We start from the raw sequence: 18,520 nt of genomic DNA on the forward strand, positions 1-18,520 counted from the left end.
GCCGACGGCGGCGGCTATGGCCGGTGCGTTGTCGGCAGGATCGCCTGGGACGGGTCACGCCGAAAGCGTGGCCCTGAACTTGCTCGGCGATTGACCGTAGGTTTTTGCAAAAATCCGCGAGAAGTGGCCGGCGTTCTCGAACCCGACTTCGATCGCGATGTCGATCAACGGCGCCTTCGTCTGCGTCAGCAGATGCTTGGCGCGTTCCAGCCGAAACTTCCGATAGACGAGCGCCGGCGACATTTTCGCCTTGTCCATGAACAGGCGTTCGAGCTGCCGTCGGGACAAGCCGACGGATGCGGCCAGCTCCGGGATCGACAGCGTGTTGTCCGTGTGCTGCTCCATGATGATGAGAGCGGCATTCAGGCGTGGGTCGTTGCTCTCGATCGCCAGCGGTTTTCTCGGCTGGACATGAAGATGCGAGCGGGCCTTGTCGATCTGCAGCACCTCGAGCGCATTTCGCTCGGCTTCCTTGCTGATATGCAGGCGCACGATATGGGCCGCCATGTCGGCGGCACTGCTGCCGCCAGCGCAGGATCCACGGGTGCGATCGAGATTGAAGAGACGGTCCGAGCGAACCTTGAGATCGGGGAACCGCTCGCGGAACGCCTGATAATGAAGCCAGCTGACGCAGACGGTGTGCCCGGTCATCAGGCCCGCTTCGGCAAGGACGAATGTCCCTGTACAGAGACCGATCAGAGGCACCTTGCGCGCCGCCGCCTTCTGGAGGAAGCGGACGGTGTCGTCGGCGATCGGCTGTTTGCTGTTGAGCAGGCCGCCGACCACGACGATGTAGTTGAACCCGGCGGGATCAACGAGGTCGGATGTCGGCGCCACCTGCACGCCGCAACTGGAGGCGATGAGATGCCGCGTGTTGCCCAGCACCTGCCAGTCGGCACGGATGCGGCCGGACTTGTCGAGCTCGTCGCTCGCAAGTCGCAGCGTGTCGATGAAAAGCGCGAATGCCGAAAGGGTGAAGGACCGCGCCAGAACGAAGCCGATCTTGAGACGTTCGGGCTGTGTCTCGCTGGATTTGATGGTCGTCGTCATGTGCCCTTCATGCTCGCGCCGCCAAGACCTCCCGTTCCCTATCGAGCATGCTCGGACATATCAGGAGAGGTAGCCGCTGGCGGCCGAGACTTGCCTTTCGCTGTCCATGGGGAGCCTGGGTTCCGTTCTTCCGGCACCCCATGGTGTGGCGCGGGAGGTCGACGCCCGGATGAAGGCGTCTTCGTCCGCATCATAACGAAGAGGACGGGCTCAAATTGCTCTCGTCACGACCTGCGCCGCTACGGTTACGAACATTGCGGCCAGTGTCAGCGCCGCACTGAACCGTGCGACCTTCATCCGCCGTTTGCGCGAGCCGCTCCAATCATACCCCATCACTTCCCTCCCTCCCGACCGGGCCAGAACGCGTTTGCTCGGTCTTCCGCCGAACTGCAGGTCTCGCCAGGTCACGGCTTTGAGTTACCCCTCATGCTGCCGCGATGCCACCGATCGTGTCAAGTTTGCCTCGGCGCGAGCAATGTGCCCGTCATAGCTCTGCGCAAAGGCGGCTGCGCAAAGGAATTTGCTGTTCGAGGGCGCAAACCCCCTAGTTGTGCGGGGAGCCTCTTTCCGCCGTTGTGATAGTTTTCTCTTTGGTGTGATTTTTTAAAGGGAGGGCGAAGAATGCCCGGCACATTCTCTACCGCCGACATGGACGTGATCAAACAGCAGCACGAGGATTGGTGTCGCGCGAACGACACCGACCCGAACAGTCCCGCGGGAATAGAGAAAGCCATGCAGATGCTGGTGAATTATGGCGGCAGCGCCAGCCAGCAACCGTCCGCGCAGCCGCAGAAGGTGCGCGCCAAAGCGCGCGCCTGATCTCCGCATCCACCCACGTCATTTAGCGGTCCGCGCCTGTCCTCGATCGCCTTGAACGAAGGCGCCTGGTCATAGTCGCGTGCGTGGGGCGGGCCTCCTCACGCGCCTGTCGGCGGCGCCGTCGCGATCAGGCGTTGCCCCATCTGCTTGGGGTGCGCACGTCAAAGATGCACTCTCCGAGGGTCAGAGGTTCTCCTTGAGGAGGACCTCTATTCTGATCTTGTCCTGTGCGGCGTGCGGTTCGCGAAAATCCGTTCGCGCGCGCATGATGCGGATGGCGCTGCGCACCGCGTGTCCCGGGTCCTGGGCGATGACGGCGTCAACGCTGGCGTCGCGCAGGCCGCGTTCGCTGAAGGGGGTGCGTTCGTGGACGACCACCGTGATCTTTTGCAGATCGGTGAAGGATGCTGCGCCCTCGAGCGGGATCCTGGCCTCGGAACTCAACACGTAGATCGCCGCAACCTCTTGATTGTTTTCAAGGACTCGCTGGAGGATCTGGGTGGCCCTGCGCTCGTCGCCGTGGGTTTCGACCGAGGGCAGACATTGCAGGTGAGGGAACTGTGAATTGACGATATCGTCGAAGCCGAAGCGTCGCTGGATGCTGTCGAGCGACTGCATCGTCTCGGCCACGATCAGGACCTTTCCCGCCCTCCGGCCGACAAACCGGCCGATGATCTTGGCCGCCGTCGCGCCGGCGGCGTAGTTGTCGACGCCCACGAAATCGGCGGTCGGGAGCTTTTCCTGTCCGGACAGAAACTGCACGAACTTGACGCCGCGTTCGATCAGGCGGCCGATCGCGTCGCGCACTTGCGGCGATTCCGGCGCCATCATCGCGATCCCGTCGAATTCGTTCTCGTCTATATCGGCGAGGTACTTGGCAACCTTATGCGGGTCGTCGATCGGGATCTGGACGAAATCGAGGTCGATGAGATCCCCCTTCATCGACACCCGCGCCTCTTCCACCCGATGGATGAGTTCCGCCAGATAGAGATCGCCGCTCGTCGGCAGCACGAACCGGAACCGGTAGCTCTTGTTGCGGGCAAGGCTGACGGCTGCCGGGTTTCGAATAAATCCAATGCGCTCAATGGCTTCGTTGACACTGCGAACGGCCCTCGGGCTGACATTCGGCCTGTCGTTCAGCACGCGGTCGACGGTTGCGAGGCTCAAGCCCGCTGCCTCAGCAAGATCTTTGGCTGTTGGCCGCATGCGGAACTCCCAGTGTGTATCGTCTCCAATCTACTCCACCAAAATCGCCGCGAAATCAAGAATTGATGTGCGCACCTCAAAAATCGCTTGCGCTGAGGTGCGCACCTCAGTTATGAATCCTTCAGCGAAGAACGCAGGCTCTGAATGCGGCCGCGCCCACCGCTAGTGCCAAGAGGATTTAGGTACGCCAACCGCCCGGTCAGGGCGCTTTCCTTCTGATGGAGGTCAGAAGGTACAAGGGGGAGGAACCCAATGATGAAACGGATTCTGTTGAGCTCCACAGTCATGGTCGGAGCGTATTTTGCCATTGCGGGTGCGTCCGGTACGCACGCTTCCGCAGCCGAACTGACCCTTTGCTGGGCCGCCTGGGATCCGGCCAATGCGCTCGTCGAGCTCAGCAAGGATTTCGAAGCCAAGAGCGGCAACACGATGAAGTTCGAATTCGTGCCGTGGCCGAACTTCGCCGACCGGATGCTGAACGAGCTGAATTCCGGCGGCAAGCTCTGCGATCTGATGATCGGCGACAGCCAGTGGATTGGCGGCGCCGCCGAGAATGGCCAGTACATCAAGCTCAATGATTTCTTCGACAAGGAAGGGATCAAGATGGACGACTTCATTCCCGCAACCGTCATCGGTTACGCGGAATGGCCGAAGAATTCGCCGAACTACTGGGCTCTGCCGGCGTTCGGTGACGTGGTCGGTTGGACCTATCGCAAGGACTGGTTCTCGCGTCCCGAACTCCAGGCGGAGTTCAAGCAGAAATACGGCCGGGATCTCGCCGTGCCGAAGACCTTCGCCGAACTCAAGGATATCGCCGAATTCTTCCAGAAGCGCCAGGTCGACGGCAAGACCGTCTATGGCGCTGCCATCTATACGGAGCGCGGCTCAGAAGGCATTACCATGGGCGTGATGGACGTGCTCTACAGCTACGGCTTCGAGTACGGAAATCCGAAGAAAGCCTATGAGCTCGACGGCTTCGTCAACTCGGCGGACGCAGTCAAGGGCCTGGAATTCTACAAGGCGCTCTACGATTGCTGCACACCGCCCGGCCATTCCGACGCCTACATGTCGGAGGATATCGACGCCTACAAGTCCGGCCAGGTCGCCCTGCAGATGAACTTTGCCTTCACCTGGCCCGGCATCCATGCCGACGCCAATGTCGGCGGCGACAAGTCCGGCTACTTCCCCAATCCTGCTGGTCCGACCGGTGTGCAGTTCGCCCAGCTCGGCGGCCAGGGCATCTCGGTCGTCGCAGCGTCCGACAAGCAGAAGGAAGCGCTGGATTACATCAAGTGGTTCGCGCAGCCTGAAATCCAGAAAAAGTGGTGGGCGCTCGGCGGATACTCCGCACTGCGCTCGGTGGTCGAGGACCCGAGCTTCGCCACGAGCCAGCCCTATGCGCAGACGTTCCTCGATTCGATGGCAATCGTGAAGGACTTCTGGGCCGAGCCGTCCTACGCCTCGCTGCTGCAGGCCTCGCAGAAGCGCTTCCACGATTACGTCGTTGCCAACCAGGGCACGGCGAAGGATGCGCTCGACGGTCTCTCTGAGGACTGGAAGGACATCTTCGAAGACGAAGGCAAGTATTGACGCAAACACCCGCCGCCTCCCGGCGGAAGCGTCCATGCGGGGCCGGCCGGCCGATCTCTCGCGCCGGCCCCGCATGCCCATTCGTCAATGCCTTAGGGGAATACCATGCTCCATTCTTCGATCGATCGCGCTGCGCACGCGACGCCGCCCGTGCTTGCACGGCGCATCAGAGGGTTGTCGGACCGCGCGATCGCCTGGATCTTCGTCGCACCGTCCGTTGTGCTTTTGCTTGCGATCAACATCTTTCCGCTGATCTGGACCGTCCGGCTGAGCTTCACCAATTTTCGCGTAAACCGCCCGAACGAACCTGTTCAGTTCGTCGGTCTGCGCAACTACCTGAACATCCTGACCGACAAGGATATCTGGCTGACGATGCAGGCGACGGCCCATTTCCTGATCTGGACGATCGTCCTGCAGGTGCTGATCGGCTTTGCTCTCGCCTATCTCATCAACAAGAAGTTCCGCGGCAATGACCTGTGGACGACCATCATCGTGCTCCCGATGATGCTGAGCCCGGCCGTCGTCGGAAACTTCTGGACCTTTCTCTACCAGCCGCAGATCGGCCTGTTCAATTACGCGATCGGGTTCCTGACCGGAGCAGACCCGTCCAGCTTCTCGATGATCGGCGACACGTCGCTGGCGCCCTGGGCGATCATCATCGTCGACACCTGGATGTGGACGCCATTCGTCATGCTCATCTGCCTTGCCGGGCTGCGCTCCATTCCGAGCAGCATCTATGAGGCGGCGGAGTGCGACCGGGCCAGCAGCTGGCGCCAGTTCTGGACCATCACCATCCCGATGGTGCTGCCGTTCCTGATGCTGGCCATCCTTTTCCGCGGCATCGAGAACTTCAAGATGTTCGACCTGGTCGTGCAGCTGACGGGCGGTGGCCCGGGCTCGATCACGGAGCTGACGTCGATCAACCTGAAGCGTGAAGCCTTCGAGAAATGGCGCACCGGATACGCGTCCGCCTATGCCGTCATCCTCTTCGTGACCGTCTTCGGCCTTGCGTCGATCTATGTCAAAGCACTCAACAAGGTGAAGCAGAGATGAGCAGCTTTTCTGTAACGGAGCCATCCGCACGGCAGAAGTGGTTCGCAGGCGCCCTGGTCGTGCTTTATGCGGTGATCACCATTCTCCCGTTGCTCTGGATCATCGGAACGGGTTTCAAATCGCCCTCTGACGCGATCGCCTATCCGCCGAAGACCTTCTTCGAGCCGACGCTCGAAGGCTATGTGAACCTCTTCACGACGCGCACCCGCGTTTCGGAAGAACAACTGAAGGAAATGGGCGAACCGAAGACCTGGTACGAGCTTCTCGTTCGCAAGGATGGGCTGATCATCGCCGGCCCGTCGCGGTTCCCGGAGCGCTTCTACAATTCCGTCATCATCGGGTTCGGCTCGACGGTGCTGTGCATCGTGCTCGGAACGGCCGCGGCCTATGCCTTCTCGCGCTTCAAGGTGCCGCTCAAGGACGACCTGCTGTTCTTCATCCTTTCCACGCGCATGATGCCGCCGATCGCGGTCGCCATTCCGATCTTCCTGATGTTCCGCTCGCTCGGGCTGAACGACACCCATGCCGGCATGATCCTGCTCTATACGGCAGTCAACCTGTCGCTCTCGGTCTGGCTGCTCAAGGGCTTCATCGACGAGATCCCGATCGAGTATGAAGAGGCAGCGCTGATCGACGGCTACACTCGCTTCCAGGCTTTCTACAAGGTCGTGCTGCCCCAGGCGGCGACCGGCATCGCGTCGACGGCTATCTTCTGCCTGATCTTCGCCTGGAACGAATACGCCTTCGCCGTGCTGCTCACGTCGGGCACCGCGCAGACCGCACCGCCCTTCATCCCGACGATCATCGGGGTCGGTGGGCAGGACTGGCCGGCGGTGGCGGCCGGTGCGACCCTCTTCCTCGTCCCCGTGATGGTGTTCACGATCCTGCTTCGCAAACACCTGCTGCGCGGCATCACCTTCGGAGCGGTAAGAAAATGACAGCTTTCCTCAACCAGTTGCTCCGCCTTCGCCGTGGCGCATGGGAAATGGTGGCATCGGTGCTCATCGCGCTCGGCGTGGTCATGCTCATGCAGCCAGTCTCGCTCACGCTCTACTCCTTCTCCTTCCTCGTGACGCTGCTTGGAACAGTCATGTTCATCATCGTCAGCCATTTTCCGGAGTGACCCATGGCACAGATCAGAATTGAAAATGTGCGCAAGGAGTTCGGAGCGTTCACGGCTGTCCAGTCTTCGAGCTTCACGGTGGAAGACGGCGAGTTCTTCATGCTGCTCGGCCCATCGGGATGCGGCAAGACGACGACGCTTCGGATGATGGCGGGACTGGAGCTGCCGACGAGCGGCCAGATCTATATCGGCGGCGAAGAGGTCGGCATGAAGCGGGCGAGGGAGCGCGATATCGCCTTCGTCTTCCAGATGTTCGCCCTCTATCCCCACATGAACGTACGCAAGAACATCTCCTATCCGCTCGTCAGCCAGGGGATGAAAAAGGCGGATGTCGCCGCGCGTGTCGCCGAGGTGGCAAGGATCCTCAGAATTGAAGGCATTCTCGACAAGCCGGTTGGCGGGCTCTCGGGCGGTGACCGCCAGCGTGTTGCGCTCGGCCGGGCGATTGTCCGCAACCCGAAGGCCTTCTTCATGGACGAGCCGCTCGGCGCGCTCGACGCGGAGTTCCGCGAACACATGGCGGGGGAACTGCGGGCGCTGCACGATCGCATGGGCGCGACCACCGTCTATGTGACCCATGACCAGCTGGAAGCGATGCAGATGGGCGACAAGATCGTCGTCATGAACCACGGCGTCATCGAGCAATTCGGCCGGCCGCAGCAGATCTACGACTGGCCGGCGACCAAGTTCGTCGCCAAGTTCATCGGCTCCCCGTCCATGAACTTTCTGGAGTTCGAGGGCATGATCGGTGTCGGCGGCGACAGCATCGATCTCGGTGGGAAAAAGGTGGCGGTGCCGGCGTCGCGTGAGGGCAGGGCCGGCACGCTGTCGCTCGGTGTGCGTCCCGAGCATGTCCGTTTCGTCGACGACTCCAGCTACAGAGGCCGCGTGATCGCCGTCGAGTATCTCGGCACGACACAGATCGTCACGATCGAAACGCCCAACGGCGAGATCAAGGCGCGCACGCCCTCCAGTCAGGCAGCCCGTACCGACGAGCTTCTCGGTCTCGATTTCAACGCGCGGACCTTGACGCTCTTCAATGCGGAGACGGGTCGTGCTCTTGTTTCCGAAGCCAACGAGGGAGTGCTGCGCCGTGGCTGAAGTCATCCTAAGAAACGTGACGAAGACATTCGGCACCCACACAGCGCTGGACGATGTCTCGATGACGATCCCGGACGGGTCGTTCGTGGTTCTCCTGGGACCGACAGGCGCCGGAAAGACGACGACGTTGCGTATGGTCTCGGGGCTCGACACGCCTAATAGCGGCGAGATCTTTATCGGCGGGATGTCCGTGCAAGGACTGACGCCGGCGCAGCGCAACGTGGCGATGGTATTCCAGCAATATTCGCTCTATCCGCATCTGTCCGTCCGGCAGAACCTGGAATTTCCGCTGAAATCCCCGCTCTTGAAAACGCCGCAGAAGACGATCGACGAAAAGGTGAACGCCATCGCCGAGGTCTTGCAGATTTCGCACAAGCTCGACAACAAGGCGACCGCCTTGTCCGGTGGCGAAATGCAGCGCGTGTCGATCGGGCGTGCGCTTGTCAGAAACCCGCAGATATACCTGATGGACGAGCCCTTGAGTTCGCTCGACGCGAAGCTTCGAGCCGATCTGCGCGTCGAACTGAAGAACATTCAGGCAAAGTCCGGGGCGACGCTTCTTTACGTCACCCACGACCAGATCGAAGCGATGACCATGGCAACGCATATCGGTGTGCTCGAAGAGGGCAGGCTTGTTCAGTTCGGATCACCAAGAGAGGTCTACGAAGCGCCGGTTAGCGTTTACGCCGCGACCCGCCTCGGCCAGCCGCGCATCAACGTCCTGCCTGCCAAGCTTTTTGCGGGCGCGCCGGACAAGGCGCAGTCGATCGGCCTTCGCCCCGAAAATATCGTCCAGGGCGCCGGAGAAGATGCACTTGTGACCCGTGTCGAACATCTGGGCGACCAGACGCGCCTGCATCTCACGTTCAAGCAGCACAACCTCGTGACGGTCACGGACCCCCATACCGGGTTCCGCGGCGGCGAGACCATCAAGATCCAGCCAGACAAGCCGCTCTTCTTCGACGCGGCCGGAATGCGCATCGCTTAGGAGGCGAACATGAATCAGTTTATCAACCGCAAGGAAAATGCGGTTACGGAAGCGATCGACGGGGTTCTTGCCGCATCCGGCGGCGCGCTCAGCCGCCTCGACGGATATCCGCACATTCGCGTCGTCCTGCGCTCCGACTGGGACAAGGGCAAGGTCGCGCTCGTCTCCGGTGGCGGCTCGGGACACGAGCCCGCGCATATCGGCTTCGTCGGCAAGGGCATGCTGACGGCCGCCGTCTGCGGCGACGTCTTCGCATCGCCGAGCGTGGACGCGATCCTCGCCGGTATCCTGGCGGTGACGGGACCTGCCGGCTGCCTGCTGATCGTCAAGAACTACACCGGTGACCGGCTGAACTTCGGCCTCGCGGCCGAACGCGCCCGCGCCTACGGCCTCAATGTGAGCATGGTCATCGTCGATGACGACATCGCGCTGCCGGACCTTCCGCAGGCGCGCGGTGTCGCCGGTACCCTTTTCGTCCACAAGATCGCCGGAGCGCTCGCAGAAAGCGGGGCGGACCTCGATACGATCGCCAATGCGGCGCGCAAGGTCATATCGGGCACGAGCACCATCGGCATGTCGCTCGATACCTGCACCGTTCCGGGCTCGCCGAAGGAACATCGCATCCCCGAGGGCCATGCGGAACTCGGCCTCGGCATCCATGGAGAAGCTGGCGTCGAACAGATTGTGCATTCCGATGCGAGAAGCGCCGTTGCCGCCATGGTCGAGCGTCTGCAGGCGGCGATGGAGGACAAGCCGCACGTAGTGCTCGTCAACAATCTCGGCGGAACGTCTATCCTGGAAATGTCTATTCTCATGCACGAACTCGCCCAGTCGGCGATCGCCGATCGGATCGTGCATCTGGTCGGACCTGCGCCGATGATGACGTCGCTGGACATGCGCGGCTTTTCCGTCTCCGTCTACCCGGCCGACAAGGCCGAGCTGGAGCTGTTGTCCCGGCCCGTGGCGCTTCCGGCCTGGCCAGGCGTGACCGCCGTCAGGCCGGTGAATGTACTCGCCCTGCCTGATGGCCTGACGCCGATTTCGCCTCTGCCTTCACGGCACGATGCGACGCGGCAGTTCCTGCTTGCCTGCTGCAACCTGCTGATCGATGCGGAAAAGGACCTGAATGCACTCGATGCCAAGTCCGGAGACGGAGACACCGGCTCGACGCTCGCCGGCGCCGCACGGGCACTCATTCAGGCCCTCGATCGCCTGCCGCTATCCGACCACACGCAGCTTTTCCGCGCCATCGGGCAGGAGTTGAGCCAGACGATGGGCGGCTCTTCGGGCGTGCTTCTGGCGATCTTCTTTGCCGCCGCCGGGGATGGCGCCTCGAGCGGGCTTTCGATCCGCGAAGCGCTGAAAGCCGGGTTGGCGCGCATGCAGGAAATCGGCGGGGCGCAGATCGGCGACCGCACCATGGTCGACGCGCTTTCTCCGGCACTGGACGCGCTCGACGCGAGCATCGGCGCGGCCTCCAAGGCGGCGCGCGACGGCGCCAATCTGACCGCGACACTGGTGCGGGCAAGGGCAGGGCGTGCCGCTTACATCAATGCCAAGCAACTCGAAGGGCACATCGATCCCGGCGCCGAAGCGGTCGCTCGCCTGTTCGAGCACCTGGCACGGCATCCGGATATGCTCGGGCGCCAGCCGGAGGGGGCCGCAGCCGTCGCCGGCTGACGGTGACCGAAACATTGCCCTGACAACAAAACGCCCCGGAAAGCCGGGGCGTTTTGTGACGGGAGGTGTCGGAGGGAGCGTGCGCTCAGAGCGCGCGGCTCTCGTATCCGGCCGCCTTCAGGGCGTCTGCGATCGGCCCTGCCGCTGCGGCGGTCTCGACGCTGACTTCCCGATTGCCGAGATCGACCTTGATCGTTGCCTGCGGGTCGACGCTCAGGATCGCCTTCTGGACGACGCCGGCGCAGTGGCCACAGGTCATGTTGTCGATCTTGTAGTTCTGCATGCTTGTCTCCTTGGTTCGGTTGTGAGACAAACATGGCGTCTCCCACCGTTGGAAGGTCAATAGGCCTTCAAGATATTTGTTCGCGGCATTTCCAGTCGCGCGAACGGTGGAAAATACCCCCGTAAGTGTAGTCCAGCGGCCTCTCAAATTCTCCGAAAAATTTGAAAGTCTTTCATCATCGATCCCGGGAATGGACGGCTAGCGGTCTGCGTCCGGAAGTCGCACAATCCAAAGGCTGTGCAAGAGGCATTCGCGTCGTCCGAAAGAGGGCGGACGATCGCCAGCCGGCACGAAGCCTAAAGCGAAGCGATCGTTCCGGGAACATCCGGGCGTTCGAAATGCACTGGTCGGGAACTGGAGGAGACGGTTTCCCGCTCACTGTCGTTCGGCTGCGTCGTGGTGACGCCGCCAAGGGAGGAAAGATGTTTGAACGACTATTCAAGCTGAAAGAGCATCAGACGACGGCGCGCACCGAGGTGATCGCCGGTATCACGACATTCCTGACGATGTCCTACATCATCTTCGTCAACCCCGACATCCTGTCGAGCACGGGCATGGATAGGGATGCCGTCTTCGTCGCAACCTGTATTGCCGCGGCACTCGGCTCTGCGGTCATGGCGCTCGTCGCCAACTGGCCAATCGGCATGGCGCCGGGCATGGGCCTCAACGCCTTCTTCGCCTTCACCGTCGTTGCGGCGCTTGGCTTCACCTGGCAGCAGGCGCTGGGTGCTGTCTTCATCTCGGGCGTGATCTTCCTGATCCTGACCGTGACGGGGGTCCGAAGCTGGCTGATCGCCGGCATTCCGCATTCGCTTCGAAGCGCGATCGCCACCGGTATCGGCCTCTTCCTTGGCATCATCGCCCTGAAGAACGCCGGCATCGTCGTCGACAACCCGGCAACGCTCGTCGGTCTCGGCGACCTCAAGCAGACTGGCCCGCTGCTCGCGATCCTCGGCTTCTTCGTGATTGCCGTTCTGGACTCGCTAAAAGTTCGCGGCTCGATCCTGATCGGCATCCTGGTCGTCACCGTCCTGTCGATGATCCTCGGCGTCAGCGAGTTCAAGGGCATCGTCTCGGCACCGCCGAGCATCGCGCCGACCTTCCTGCAACTCGACATCATGGGCGCCCTGCACGGCGGCCTGCTGCATGTCATCCTCGTCTTCGTGCTCGTCGAAGTCTTCGACGCCACCGGCACGCTGATCGGTGTCGCCAAGCGCGCCAAACTGGTGGAAGAAGGCAAGCCGAACCGTCTGGGCCGCGCGCTTCTCGCCGACAGCACCGCGATCGTCGCCGGCTCGCTGATCGGTACCAGCAGCACGACCGCCTATGTCGAAAGCGCCTCGGGCGTCCAGGCCGGCGGCCGCACGGGCCTGACCGCGCTCACCGTCTGCGTGCTCTTCCTGGCCGCGCTGTTCTTCTCGCCGCTGGCAGCTGCCGTTCCGTCCTATGCGACGGCCCCGGCTCTGCTCTACGTTGCCGGCCTGATGATGCGCGAACTGACGGAAGTCGAGTGGGACGACCTGACGGAAGCGGCTCCGGCAGCGCTTACAGCACTCGCCATGCCCTTCACTTACTCGATCGCCAACGGCCTCGCCTTCGGCTTCGTCAGCTATGTCGTCTTGAAGGTCTTCACCGGTAAGTGGAGCGTCATCCACCCGGCAACCCAGCTCGTGGCAGCGCTCTTCATCGTGCGCTTCGCGTTCTTCGCCGAATAACGAAAATCGGCCGGGGCATGCCGCCTCGGCCGATCAGAACTTCCCCGTAAGTGCTGGCCGGAGCAACGAAATGTTGCTTCGGCCTTTTTGCCTCGATCTGGCTTAAAGAGCGCAAATCCGAACGGAAAGCCGCTTCACACTTTTCCTGGATTTGCTCAGTATTGCCCGGCGGGCAGATGCACCACAAGGCCGTCGAGTTCAGCCGACACCGTGATTTGACAACTCAGGCGGCTGCGCTCGTTCGGATTGACGACGCACTCGATCATGTCCTGTTCCTGGAACTCGGGCGCCGGCAGGCGGTCGCTCCATTCGCCGTCGATGTAACAGTGACAGGTGCCGCAGGCGCAGGAGCCGCCGCATTCGGCGGCAATGGCGTCGATGCCGTTCTGCACGGCGGCTGACATCAGCGATTGGCCGATCTCCGCATGAATTTCTTTCGTCGTGCCGTCCGCGTCGATGAAGACGATCTTGGGCATGGGTATTCTCCGATTGCGTATGTTGGTGTCGAGGATATGGGATCAGGCCGGCCGGATGGCGATCTTCAGCCGCTTGGGTCCACGGACAGAAAGACCGCGCTTGTATTCCGGCTCCCGGTCGACGGGTTCGATGGTTGGGAAACGGCGAAGCAGGGTGCTGAAGATGATATCCATGTCGAGGCGCGCGAGGTGGTTGCCGAGACAGAAATGCACGCCGCCGCCAAAGGCGAGATGACGGTTGGGCGTCCGGCCGATGTCGAACGTGTCGGCATTCTCGAACTGCTTGGGGTCGCGGTTGGCGGCGCCATAGAGCAGGCCGAACTTGGTGCCGCGCTCGAAGCGACGGCCGAAGATCTCGATGTCCTCGACGCAATGGCGGTGGAAGAACGGAAGCGGCGACTCGTAGCGGAACATCTCCTGCACGCCGGTCTGGATCAGGCCGGGTTCGCTCCGCAGCCGCGCCATCTGCTCGGGGAACCGCAAGAGTGCGTGCATGCCGCTGCCAAGCACATCGATCGTGGAACCGTGGCCGGCCATCAGGATCAGCATGCAGGTGGAGATGAATTCGTCGAAGTTCATGGCGCCGGAGCGCTCCGCCTCGATCAGCACCGAGATGAGGTCATCCTTCGGCGCCCGCTCACGTTCGGCCTTCAACGCTGTCAGGTATTCGTAGAACTCGGTCGTATTGCGCTCGGCGAGCTCCTTGCGCCCGTCGGATCGGTCGACGTCGAAGAACTGCACGATGTTTTCCGACCAGATCCGCAGCTGCGGACAGTCCTCGTCCGGCACGCCGAGCAGGCGGCCGATGATATGGCCGGGAACATGGGCGGCCAGATCATCGACAAAGTCGATCTCGCCGCGATCGGCGAGGCTATCGATCAGCCGGTCGACATAGGCCTGGATCTGGTCGCGGAGCTTCGCAATCATAGCCGGTGTGAATAGTTTGAAAACCTGCTTGCGCAAGCGGTCATGCACGGCACCATCGCTGTCGAGCAGGCTGAACTGCACGAAACGCTCGTGGTGTGGCATGTCGTGCCAATTGGCGGCGCGCTGCAGTTTTGAGAGCTCTTCCTTGGTCGCGAGGTCTTCGAGCGAGCGCACCATGCGCTTGTCCATGACGATCGCCGAGACGTCCTCGAAGCGCGAGGCAAGCCAGATGTCGAAATCCGCAAAGTAGTGCAGCCCCTCTTTTTCGCGCAGCGCGCGATAGGTCGGATAGGGATCGCGAGCAAAATCCGGGGACAGCGGCGCGAAGGTGAAATTCGCGGCATCGCCATTCGGCGCGGCTTCGGTCATGGGCAATTCTCCGTGCATAAAGCTGCATGATAACGTCACTGCCGTAGCTCTGTGAATGGCGCCCTGTCGCAAGATGATGGACAAAACTCGCGTCGGATGCCAGAAAATGGCATGCTGACCGAAAGCGAAGAGATCCATTTCCACACCCCGGCAAAATTCGCAGGTGCGTTTCCCTATCTGGCGCTGGTGGCCGGAAGCCGGACGGCGCGCCCTGACGAGGCGCCGATCCGCAAACGGTTCCACCAGCACGTCTTCGTCTACACAACAGGCGGACGCGGGTTGATCGAGGTGCACGGTCAACGTTTCCCGACCGAAACCGGCAGTGTTGCCTGGCTCGATACCTCTCAGGCCTATGCGCATAGCTGCGCTGCCGACAGCGAAAGCTGGCGTTATCTCTGGATGGGGATCGAGGGACACGGGCTTGATGCGCTCTACCAGTTTCTCGGCGTGCAGCAGTCGCCATTGTTCGTGCCGAGAGACCCGCGGAGGGCACAGGCGGCGTTCGAAAGTGTGAGCGGATTTCTTGCCGAACGCTCGCCGGCGACGGACGCCCTGTCGAGCGCCGCGATCGCGGGGCTGATGGCGGACATGATCGCGCCACGGCTGATCGGAGCCGAACCGGCCGAGGACAGGTCCGGTGAAGACCGTTTGATTCAGGTGCTGTCGGTGATGCGCGGCGATCTCGCCAGGCCCTGGACGATCGACGATCTTGCGGCGCTTGCGCGGCTGAGCCCGTCGCAACTCTTTCGTCGCTTTCGCGATATGGTGGGAACGACGCCGATGGACTGGCTGCGCCACGAGCGGATCAACCAGGCGAAACGCCTGCTGGTTGGACCCGATGCCAAGGTCTCGGCGGTGGCCGCCGTCTGCGGCTATCCGGATCCCTATCATTTCTCGCGCGATTTCCGCCGCGTGACCGGATACACGCCGACAAAATTCCGGCGGGATGGCGGCTATTGAGGTCGCAGTCTTCGTCCGATTTCGGCGGCCAGCGAGGCCCTGGCGCACCGATAACCCGACCGGACGACCGGGTCATGCATTCATTCACACGATCAGGAACGGCTCCTTGAAGAAATGTTCCTCCAGATTGACGCCTTCGCCGCCGCGATCGACCACCGCGAAATCCGAGACGTCATCGAGCGGCGTCAGGATGCCGTGCCAGACATTGCGGGCGATGTTGACGCCCTGGCCCGGGGTGGTCTTGAAGGCGATCGGTTCACTCGGGCCTTCGTCGGTTTCCCGGGAGACGACGATCAGAAACGGATTGTCGCTCAAGGGGATGAAGGCCTGGCTGCCGAGCGGATGACGCTCGACCATGGTGAGTTTCAGCGGCAGAGGATAGGGTACGCCGCGCACCAGGCTGATCATGGGCCGGGCCTTTTCGCCTGTTGTATCGATCTTGGCGAGGTCGTGGTAGCGGGTTGCATTGCCCCCGTTGATGGGGAAGTTGTTGGCATTCTCCGTTTCGATCACGTCGCCGAAAGGCGCAAAGGCCTCCCGGGTCAACGGCTGTATGACGATCTCCTTCATGTGACGCTCCTCCGTCCAATGTTGATGGGTTGCCTGGAAGTTTGATCGCTTCGCCTCCTCGGCGAAACGATCTAGATGCCGGCTTTCGCAATACGCCCGAAGACACGCAGCCGGCTGACGCCGCCGTCGGGGAAGATGTTGAAGCGCACGTGGGTTACCGGACCCGCGATCGCGAGTGCGCTTGCTTCATAGGTGTGGATGCTGTCGGCGGCGAGTTTCTGCGGCGGCAGGACCTCGCGCCAGAACATCGACGATGCCGTAACGGATGCGGCCACTTCGCAAGCGTTCGCTCCAAGGTCTGCCGCCTGCAGCGAACAGGCGTCCGGGTAGTTGCCCTTGAAGTGGGCGGTATCGACCACGATCCGGTCGATCTCGCCGCGCGCGGCGAGTTTCACCACGATCCAGTCGTTGCCGGGCTCGCGCCGCCGGCGGGTCTCCCAACCGTCGCCCATGTTGATGCCGCGTCCGGGCGCAAGCAGCCGCTGGTGGCCGTAGTGTCCGTTGGAATAGGCGATGATGCGCCCGCCGAGCAATGATGAGGCCAGATCGACCACCGCGTCGCCGATCGCTGCCCGGTCTAGCGCAGGCGCGCCGTAAACCCGAAGGCGGGCGACGCCGCCGTCGGGATAGATGCGCAAGCGCACATGGCTCCAGACAGAATCCGACCGCGCTTCGAAGTGATGCAGCGCGCTCGGGCCAAGCGGCCGAGGGCAGACCAGCTCCGTCCAGACCGTCCGATCGTCCGGGCCATCCGGTGCCAGGCAGGCGTCGATGGCGCAAGCGCTCGGGTAGTTGCCGGTGAAATGAGCGGTATCAACCTCGAAGCCCCGGATGAGGCCGTTCGTCGCGAGTGCCACGATGGCGTGGTCGTTGCCGGGGCCGCGGCGTCGCCGCGTCTCCCAGCCGTCCATCCACTTGCCGTTCTCGTCATAGACACCGGGATGATAGACCGGCGGCGCGTCCTGCAGCATGCGTTCGAGCGGCGCGAAGAACTCGTCGGTTGCAAAGACCGGCCGCGCGCCGAGACCGGCGGAGGCAAGGTTGATCGCGTTCAGCGCGAATTCGGGCGGGTTCACGCCGTCGATCGTCATCGCGAGACCCTCAGCTCGGCAGCATGTCCTTGAGGCGCAGATAGGCGATCCGCTCCACCTGCCGGCACGCGGTCTCGAACTCCGTATCGCGATCGTTGCCGATCCGGCTTTCGAAGGCGGCGAGGATCTCGTCCTTGCTGCGCCCCTTGACCGCCATGATGAACGGGAACTTGAACTTCTCGACATAGGCGGCGTTGAGCGTGGTGAAGCGTTCACGCTCGGCATCGGTCAGCGCATCGAGGCCGGCACCGGCCTGCTCGTTGGTCGAGCTTTCGGTCAGGCGCTTGGCCTGTGCCAGCTTGCCGGCGAGATCGGGGTGGGCGATCAGCACGGCAAGCCGCTCCTCGGCCGAAGCTTCGCGGAAGACTGCGGAAAGGGCGGCGGCAAGGCCGATCGCGGTGTCGTTGGCCGGCGAAAGTTCGCGCTGGAAGGCGCGCTTCGCGATCCACTTCGAATGTTCGAAGACGCCGCCGAACCTGGCGACGAACGCCTCTTCGCCAAGCCGCGACGGACGATCGTCCCAGGCCTTGTACGGGTAGTTTTCGGCCCAATGGCGGGCGATATCGACGCGTTTTGCGAGCCACACCTTCTCGTGGCCCTGCACATAATCGAGGAAGCGGGCGAGTGCCGCGGCGCGGCCGGGCCGGCCGACGAGGCGGCAGTGCAGCCCGATGCTCAGCATCTTCGGCGCACCGGCCGTACCTTCGGCGTAGAGCACGTCGAAGCTGTCCTTGAGGTAGGTGAAGAACTGGTCGCCGCTGTTGAAACCCTGCGGCGTGGCAAAACGCATGTCGTTGCTGTCGAGCGTGTAGGGGATGACCAGCTGATGGCGCCCCGCATGCTCATGCCAATAGGGCAGGTCGTCGGCATAGGCGTCCGATACGTAGTCGAAGCCGCCGGCTTCGGTCACCAGGTCGAGCGTGTTGTCGGAACAGCGCCCCGTGTACCAGCCGCGCGGGCGCTCTCCGGTGACGATGGTGTGCAGCCGGATCGCTTCGGCGATCTCCTGGCGCTCGCGCTCCGGCGAAAAGTCCTTGTGTTCGATCCATTTCAGGCCGTGCGAGGCGATTTCCCAGCCGGCGTCCTGCATGGCGGCGACCTGTTCCGGCGAGCGCTTCAGCGCGGTTGCGACGCCATAGACGGTCGCCGGCACGCCGCGCTCGGTGAACATGCGATGCAGCCGCCAGAAGCCGGCGCGTGCGCCATATTCGTAGATCGATTCCATGTTCCAGTGGCGCTGGCCCTGCCAGGCCTGCGCACCGACGATTTCCGACAGGAATGCCTCGGACGCTGCGTCGCCATGCAGCACGCAGTTCTCGCCGCCTTCCTCGTAATTGATGACGAATTGCACGGCGATCCGCGCGCCGTCGGGCCATGTGATCTTGAAGTTCGGGCCGTGGCCGTGAAGATCGCGGGGGTATCTCATCTAAGCAGCTCCTCCAGACATTTTCGTCTCTGCATCCAATTTCTAGCGGCATTTGTTTCGAGCCATTCCCCCCAAAAAATTTGAAAGTCTCGA

Annotated in this window: 18 protein-coding genes; 10 read left to right on the forward strand and 8 right to left on the reverse strand. The window is 62.4% G+C overall.

Features of this window, described 5'->3' with window-relative positions:
- Positions 1–54: 54 nt before the first annotated feature.
- The gene (locus FA04_RS22080) at positions 55–1,050 is read right to left on the reverse strand and encodes a GlxA family transcriptional regulator (RefSeq protein ID WP_051659490.1); all 996 of its coding nucleotides are present in this window, start codon (positions 1,048–1,050) and stop codon (positions 55–57) included.
- Between the two features lie 621 nt (positions 1,051–1,671).
- Between FA04_RS22080 and FA04_RS22085 the strand changes: the two genes are divergently transcribed.
- Complete coding sequence (locus FA04_RS22085; RefSeq protein ID WP_034799295.1) at positions 1,672–1,869, forward strand: hypothetical protein; 198 nt, start codon at positions 1,672–1,674, stop codon at positions 1,867–1,869.
- Between the two features lie 183 nt (positions 1,870–2,052).
- On the opposite strand, the gene FA04_RS22090 is transcribed toward FA04_RS22085, so the two are convergent.
- Positions 2,053–3,075, reverse strand: coding sequence for a LacI family DNA-binding transcriptional regulator (locus FA04_RS22090; RefSeq protein WP_034799296.1), 1,023 nt, complete (start codon positions 3,073–3,075; stop codon positions 2,053–2,055).
- A gap of 255 nt (positions 3,076–3,330) precedes the next feature.
- Between FA04_RS22090 and FA04_RS22095 the strand changes: the two genes are divergently transcribed.
- From FA04_RS22095 to FA04_RS22125, 7 genes are all read left to right on the forward strand, one after another.
- Positions 3,331–4,665, forward strand: coding sequence for an ABC transporter substrate-binding protein (locus tag FA04_RS22095; protein WP_034799738.1), 1,335 nt, complete (start codon positions 3,331–3,333; stop codon positions 4,663–4,665).
- A gap of 105 nt (positions 4,666–4,770) precedes the next feature.
- Entirely contained in the window at positions 4,771–5,718 is a 948-nt protein-coding gene (locus FA04_RS22100) for a carbohydrate ABC transporter permease (RefSeq protein WP_034799299.1), read from the forward strand.
- A complete protein-coding gene (locus tag FA04_RS22105; RefSeq protein ID WP_034799311.1) occupies positions 5,715–6,656 on the forward strand; it encodes a carbohydrate ABC transporter permease in 942 nt (313 codons plus the stop codon). The genes FA04_RS22100 and FA04_RS22105 overlap by 4 nt, the downstream gene beginning before the upstream one ends.
- Entirely contained in the window at positions 6,653–6,841 is a 189-nt protein-coding gene (locus FA04_RS22110) for a hypothetical protein (RefSeq protein ID WP_034799314.1), read from the forward strand. Before FA04_RS22105 ends, FA04_RS22110 begins: the two co-directional genes overlap by 4 nt.
- A gap of 3 nt (positions 6,842–6,844) precedes the next feature.
- Positions 6,845–7,942 carry an ABC transporter ATP-binding protein gene (locus tag FA04_RS22115; RefSeq protein WP_034799317.1) on the forward strand — a complete coding sequence of 366 codons (1,098 nt, stop codon included), beginning with the start codon at positions 6,845–6,847 and terminating at the stop codon, positions 7,940–7,942.
- Positions 7,935–8,930: an ABC transporter ATP-binding protein gene (locus tag FA04_RS22120; protein ID WP_034799319.1), complete on the forward strand. Its 996-nt coding sequence runs from the start codon at positions 7,935–7,937 to the stop codon at positions 8,928–8,930. The genes FA04_RS22115 and FA04_RS22120 overlap by 8 nt, the downstream gene beginning before the upstream one ends.
- Before the next feature lie 9 nt (positions 8,931–8,939).
- Positions 8,940–10,610, forward strand: a complete 1,671-nt coding sequence (locus FA04_RS22125) for a dihydroxyacetone kinase subunit DhaK (RefSeq protein WP_034799333.1) — start codon at positions 8,940–8,942, stop codon at positions 10,608–10,610.
- An 85-nt stretch (positions 10,611–10,695) separates the two neighbouring features.
- Here the strand turns inward: FA04_RS22125 and FA04_RS22130 are convergent, their stop codons facing one another.
- Positions 10,696–10,893 (reverse strand): heavy-metal-associated domain-containing protein, encoded by a 198-nt coding sequence (locus tag FA04_RS22130; protein WP_034799336.1) that lies wholly within the window; start codon positions 10,891–10,893, stop codon positions 10,696–10,698.
- Between the two features lie 422 nt (positions 10,894–11,315).
- Here FA04_RS22130 and FA04_RS22135 point away from each other — a divergent pair, with 422 nt between their 5' ends.
- Positions 11,316–12,608 (forward strand): NCS2 family permease, encoded by a 1,293-nt coding sequence (locus FA04_RS22135; protein WP_034799339.1) that lies wholly within the window; start codon positions 11,316–11,318, stop codon positions 12,606–12,608.
- A gap of 155 nt (positions 12,609–12,763) precedes the next feature.
- On the opposite strand, the gene FA04_RS22140 is transcribed toward FA04_RS22135, so the two are convergent.
- Together FA04_RS22140 and FA04_RS22145 are read right to left on the reverse strand one after the other, a co-directional pair.
- Positions 12,764–13,084, reverse strand: coding sequence for a 2Fe-2S iron-sulfur cluster-binding protein (locus tag FA04_RS22140; protein WP_034799342.1), 321 nt, complete (start codon positions 13,082–13,084; stop codon positions 12,764–12,766).
- A 42-nt stretch (positions 13,085–13,126) separates the two neighbouring features.
- Positions 13,127–14,380 (reverse strand): cytochrome P450, encoded by a 1,254-nt coding sequence (locus FA04_RS22145; RefSeq protein ID WP_034799345.1) that lies wholly within the window; start codon positions 14,378–14,380, stop codon positions 13,127–13,129.
- Positions 14,381–14,491: 111 nt separating this feature from the next.
- Here FA04_RS22145 and FA04_RS22150 point away from each other — a divergent pair, with 111 nt between their 5' ends.
- Complete coding sequence (locus tag FA04_RS22150) at positions 14,492–15,340, forward strand: helix-turn-helix transcriptional regulator (RefSeq protein WP_162253367.1); 849 nt, start codon at positions 14,492–14,494, stop codon at positions 15,338–15,340.
- Positions 15,341–15,424: 84 nt separating this feature from the next.
- Here FA04_RS22150 and FA04_RS22155 read toward each other — a convergent pair whose 3' ends face one another.
- The 3 genes from FA04_RS22155 to puuE all read right to left on the reverse strand — a co-directional run bounded on the left by FA04_RS22155 (position 15,425) and on the right by puuE (position 18,427).
- Positions 15,425–15,910, reverse strand: a complete 486-nt coding sequence (locus FA04_RS22155; RefSeq protein ID WP_034799348.1) for an ureidoglycolate lyase — start codon at positions 15,908–15,910, stop codon at positions 15,425–15,427.
- Positions 15,911–15,981: 71 nt separating this feature from the next.
- Complete coding sequence (gene alc, locus FA04_RS22160) at positions 15,982–17,001, reverse strand: allantoicase (RefSeq protein WP_034799351.1); 1,020 nt, start codon at positions 16,999–17,001, stop codon at positions 15,982–15,984.
- 10 nt (positions 17,002–17,011) lie between these two features.
- Positions 17,012–18,427: an allantoinase PuuE gene (gene puuE / locus FA04_RS22165; RefSeq protein ID WP_034799354.1), complete on the reverse strand. Its 1,416-nt coding sequence runs from the start codon at positions 18,425–18,427 to the stop codon at positions 17,012–17,014.
- Positions 18,428–18,520: the final 93 nt, after the last annotated feature.

It is taken from the genome of Ensifer adhaerens, from assembly GCF_000697965.2.
Lineage (GTDB): Bacteria > Pseudomonadota > Alphaproteobacteria > Rhizobiales > Rhizobiaceae > Ensifer > Ensifer adhaerens.

Coding starts and splice junctions, on each gene's coding strand:
- FA04_RS22155 (WP_034799348.1), bottom strand. CDS start 15,910: ATGAAGGAGATCGTCATACAGCCGTTGACCCGGGAGGCCTTTGCGCCT.
- FA04_RS22105 (WP_034799311.1), top strand. CDS start 5,715: ATGAGCAGCTTTTCTGTAACGGAGCCATCCGCACGGCAGAAGTGGTTC.
- FA04_RS22125 (WP_034799333.1), top strand. CDS start 8,940: ATGAATCAGTTTATCAACCGCAAGGAAAATGCGGTTACGGAAGCGATC.
- FA04_RS22145 (WP_034799345.1), bottom strand. CDS start 14,380: ATGACCGAAGCCGCGCCGAATGGCGATGCCGCGAATTTCACCTTCGCG.
- FA04_RS22140 (WP_034799342.1), bottom strand. CDS start 13,084: ATGCCCAAGATCGTCTTCATCGACGCGGACGGCACGACGAAAGAAATT.
- FA04_RS22150 (WP_162253367.1), top strand. CDS start 14,492: ATGCTGACCGAAAGCGAAGAGATCCATTTCCACACCCCGGCAAAATTC.
- FA04_RS22110 (WP_034799314.1), top strand. CDS start 6,653: ATGACAGCTTTCCTCAACCAGTTGCTCCGCCTTCGCCGTGGCGCATGG.
- FA04_RS22080 (WP_051659490.1), bottom strand. CDS start 1,050: ATGACGACGACCATCAAATCCAGCGAGACACAGCCCGAACGTCTCAAG.
- FA04_RS22085 (WP_034799295.1), top strand. CDS start 1,672: ATGCCCGGCACATTCTCTACCGCCGACATGGACGTGATCAAACAGCAG.
- FA04_RS22095 (WP_034799738.1), top strand. CDS start 3,331: ATGAAACGGATTCTGTTGAGCTCCACAGTCATGGTCGGAGCGTATTTT.
- FA04_RS22135 (WP_034799339.1), top strand. CDS start 11,316: ATGTTTGAACGACTATTCAAGCTGAAAGAGCATCAGACGACGGCGCGC.
- puuE (WP_034799354.1), bottom strand. CDS start 18,427: ATGAGATACCCCCGCGATCTTCACGGCCACGGCCCGAACTTCAAGATC.
- FA04_RS22100 (WP_034799299.1), top strand. CDS start 4,771: ATGCTCCATTCTTCGATCGATCGCGCTGCGCACGCGACGCCGCCCGTG.
- alc (WP_034799351.1), bottom strand. CDS start 17,001: ATGACGATCGACGGCGTGAACCCGCCCGAATTCGCGCTGAACGCGATC.
- FA04_RS22130 (WP_034799336.1), bottom strand. CDS start 10,893: ATGCAGAACTACAAGATCGACAACATGACCTGTGGCCACTGCGCCGGC.
- FA04_RS22115 (WP_034799317.1), top strand. CDS start 6,845: ATGGCACAGATCAGAATTGAAAATGTGCGCAAGGAGTTCGGAGCGTTC.
- FA04_RS22090 (WP_034799296.1), bottom strand. CDS start 3,075: ATGCGGCCAACAGCCAAAGATCTTGCTGAGGCAGCGGGCTTGAGCCTC.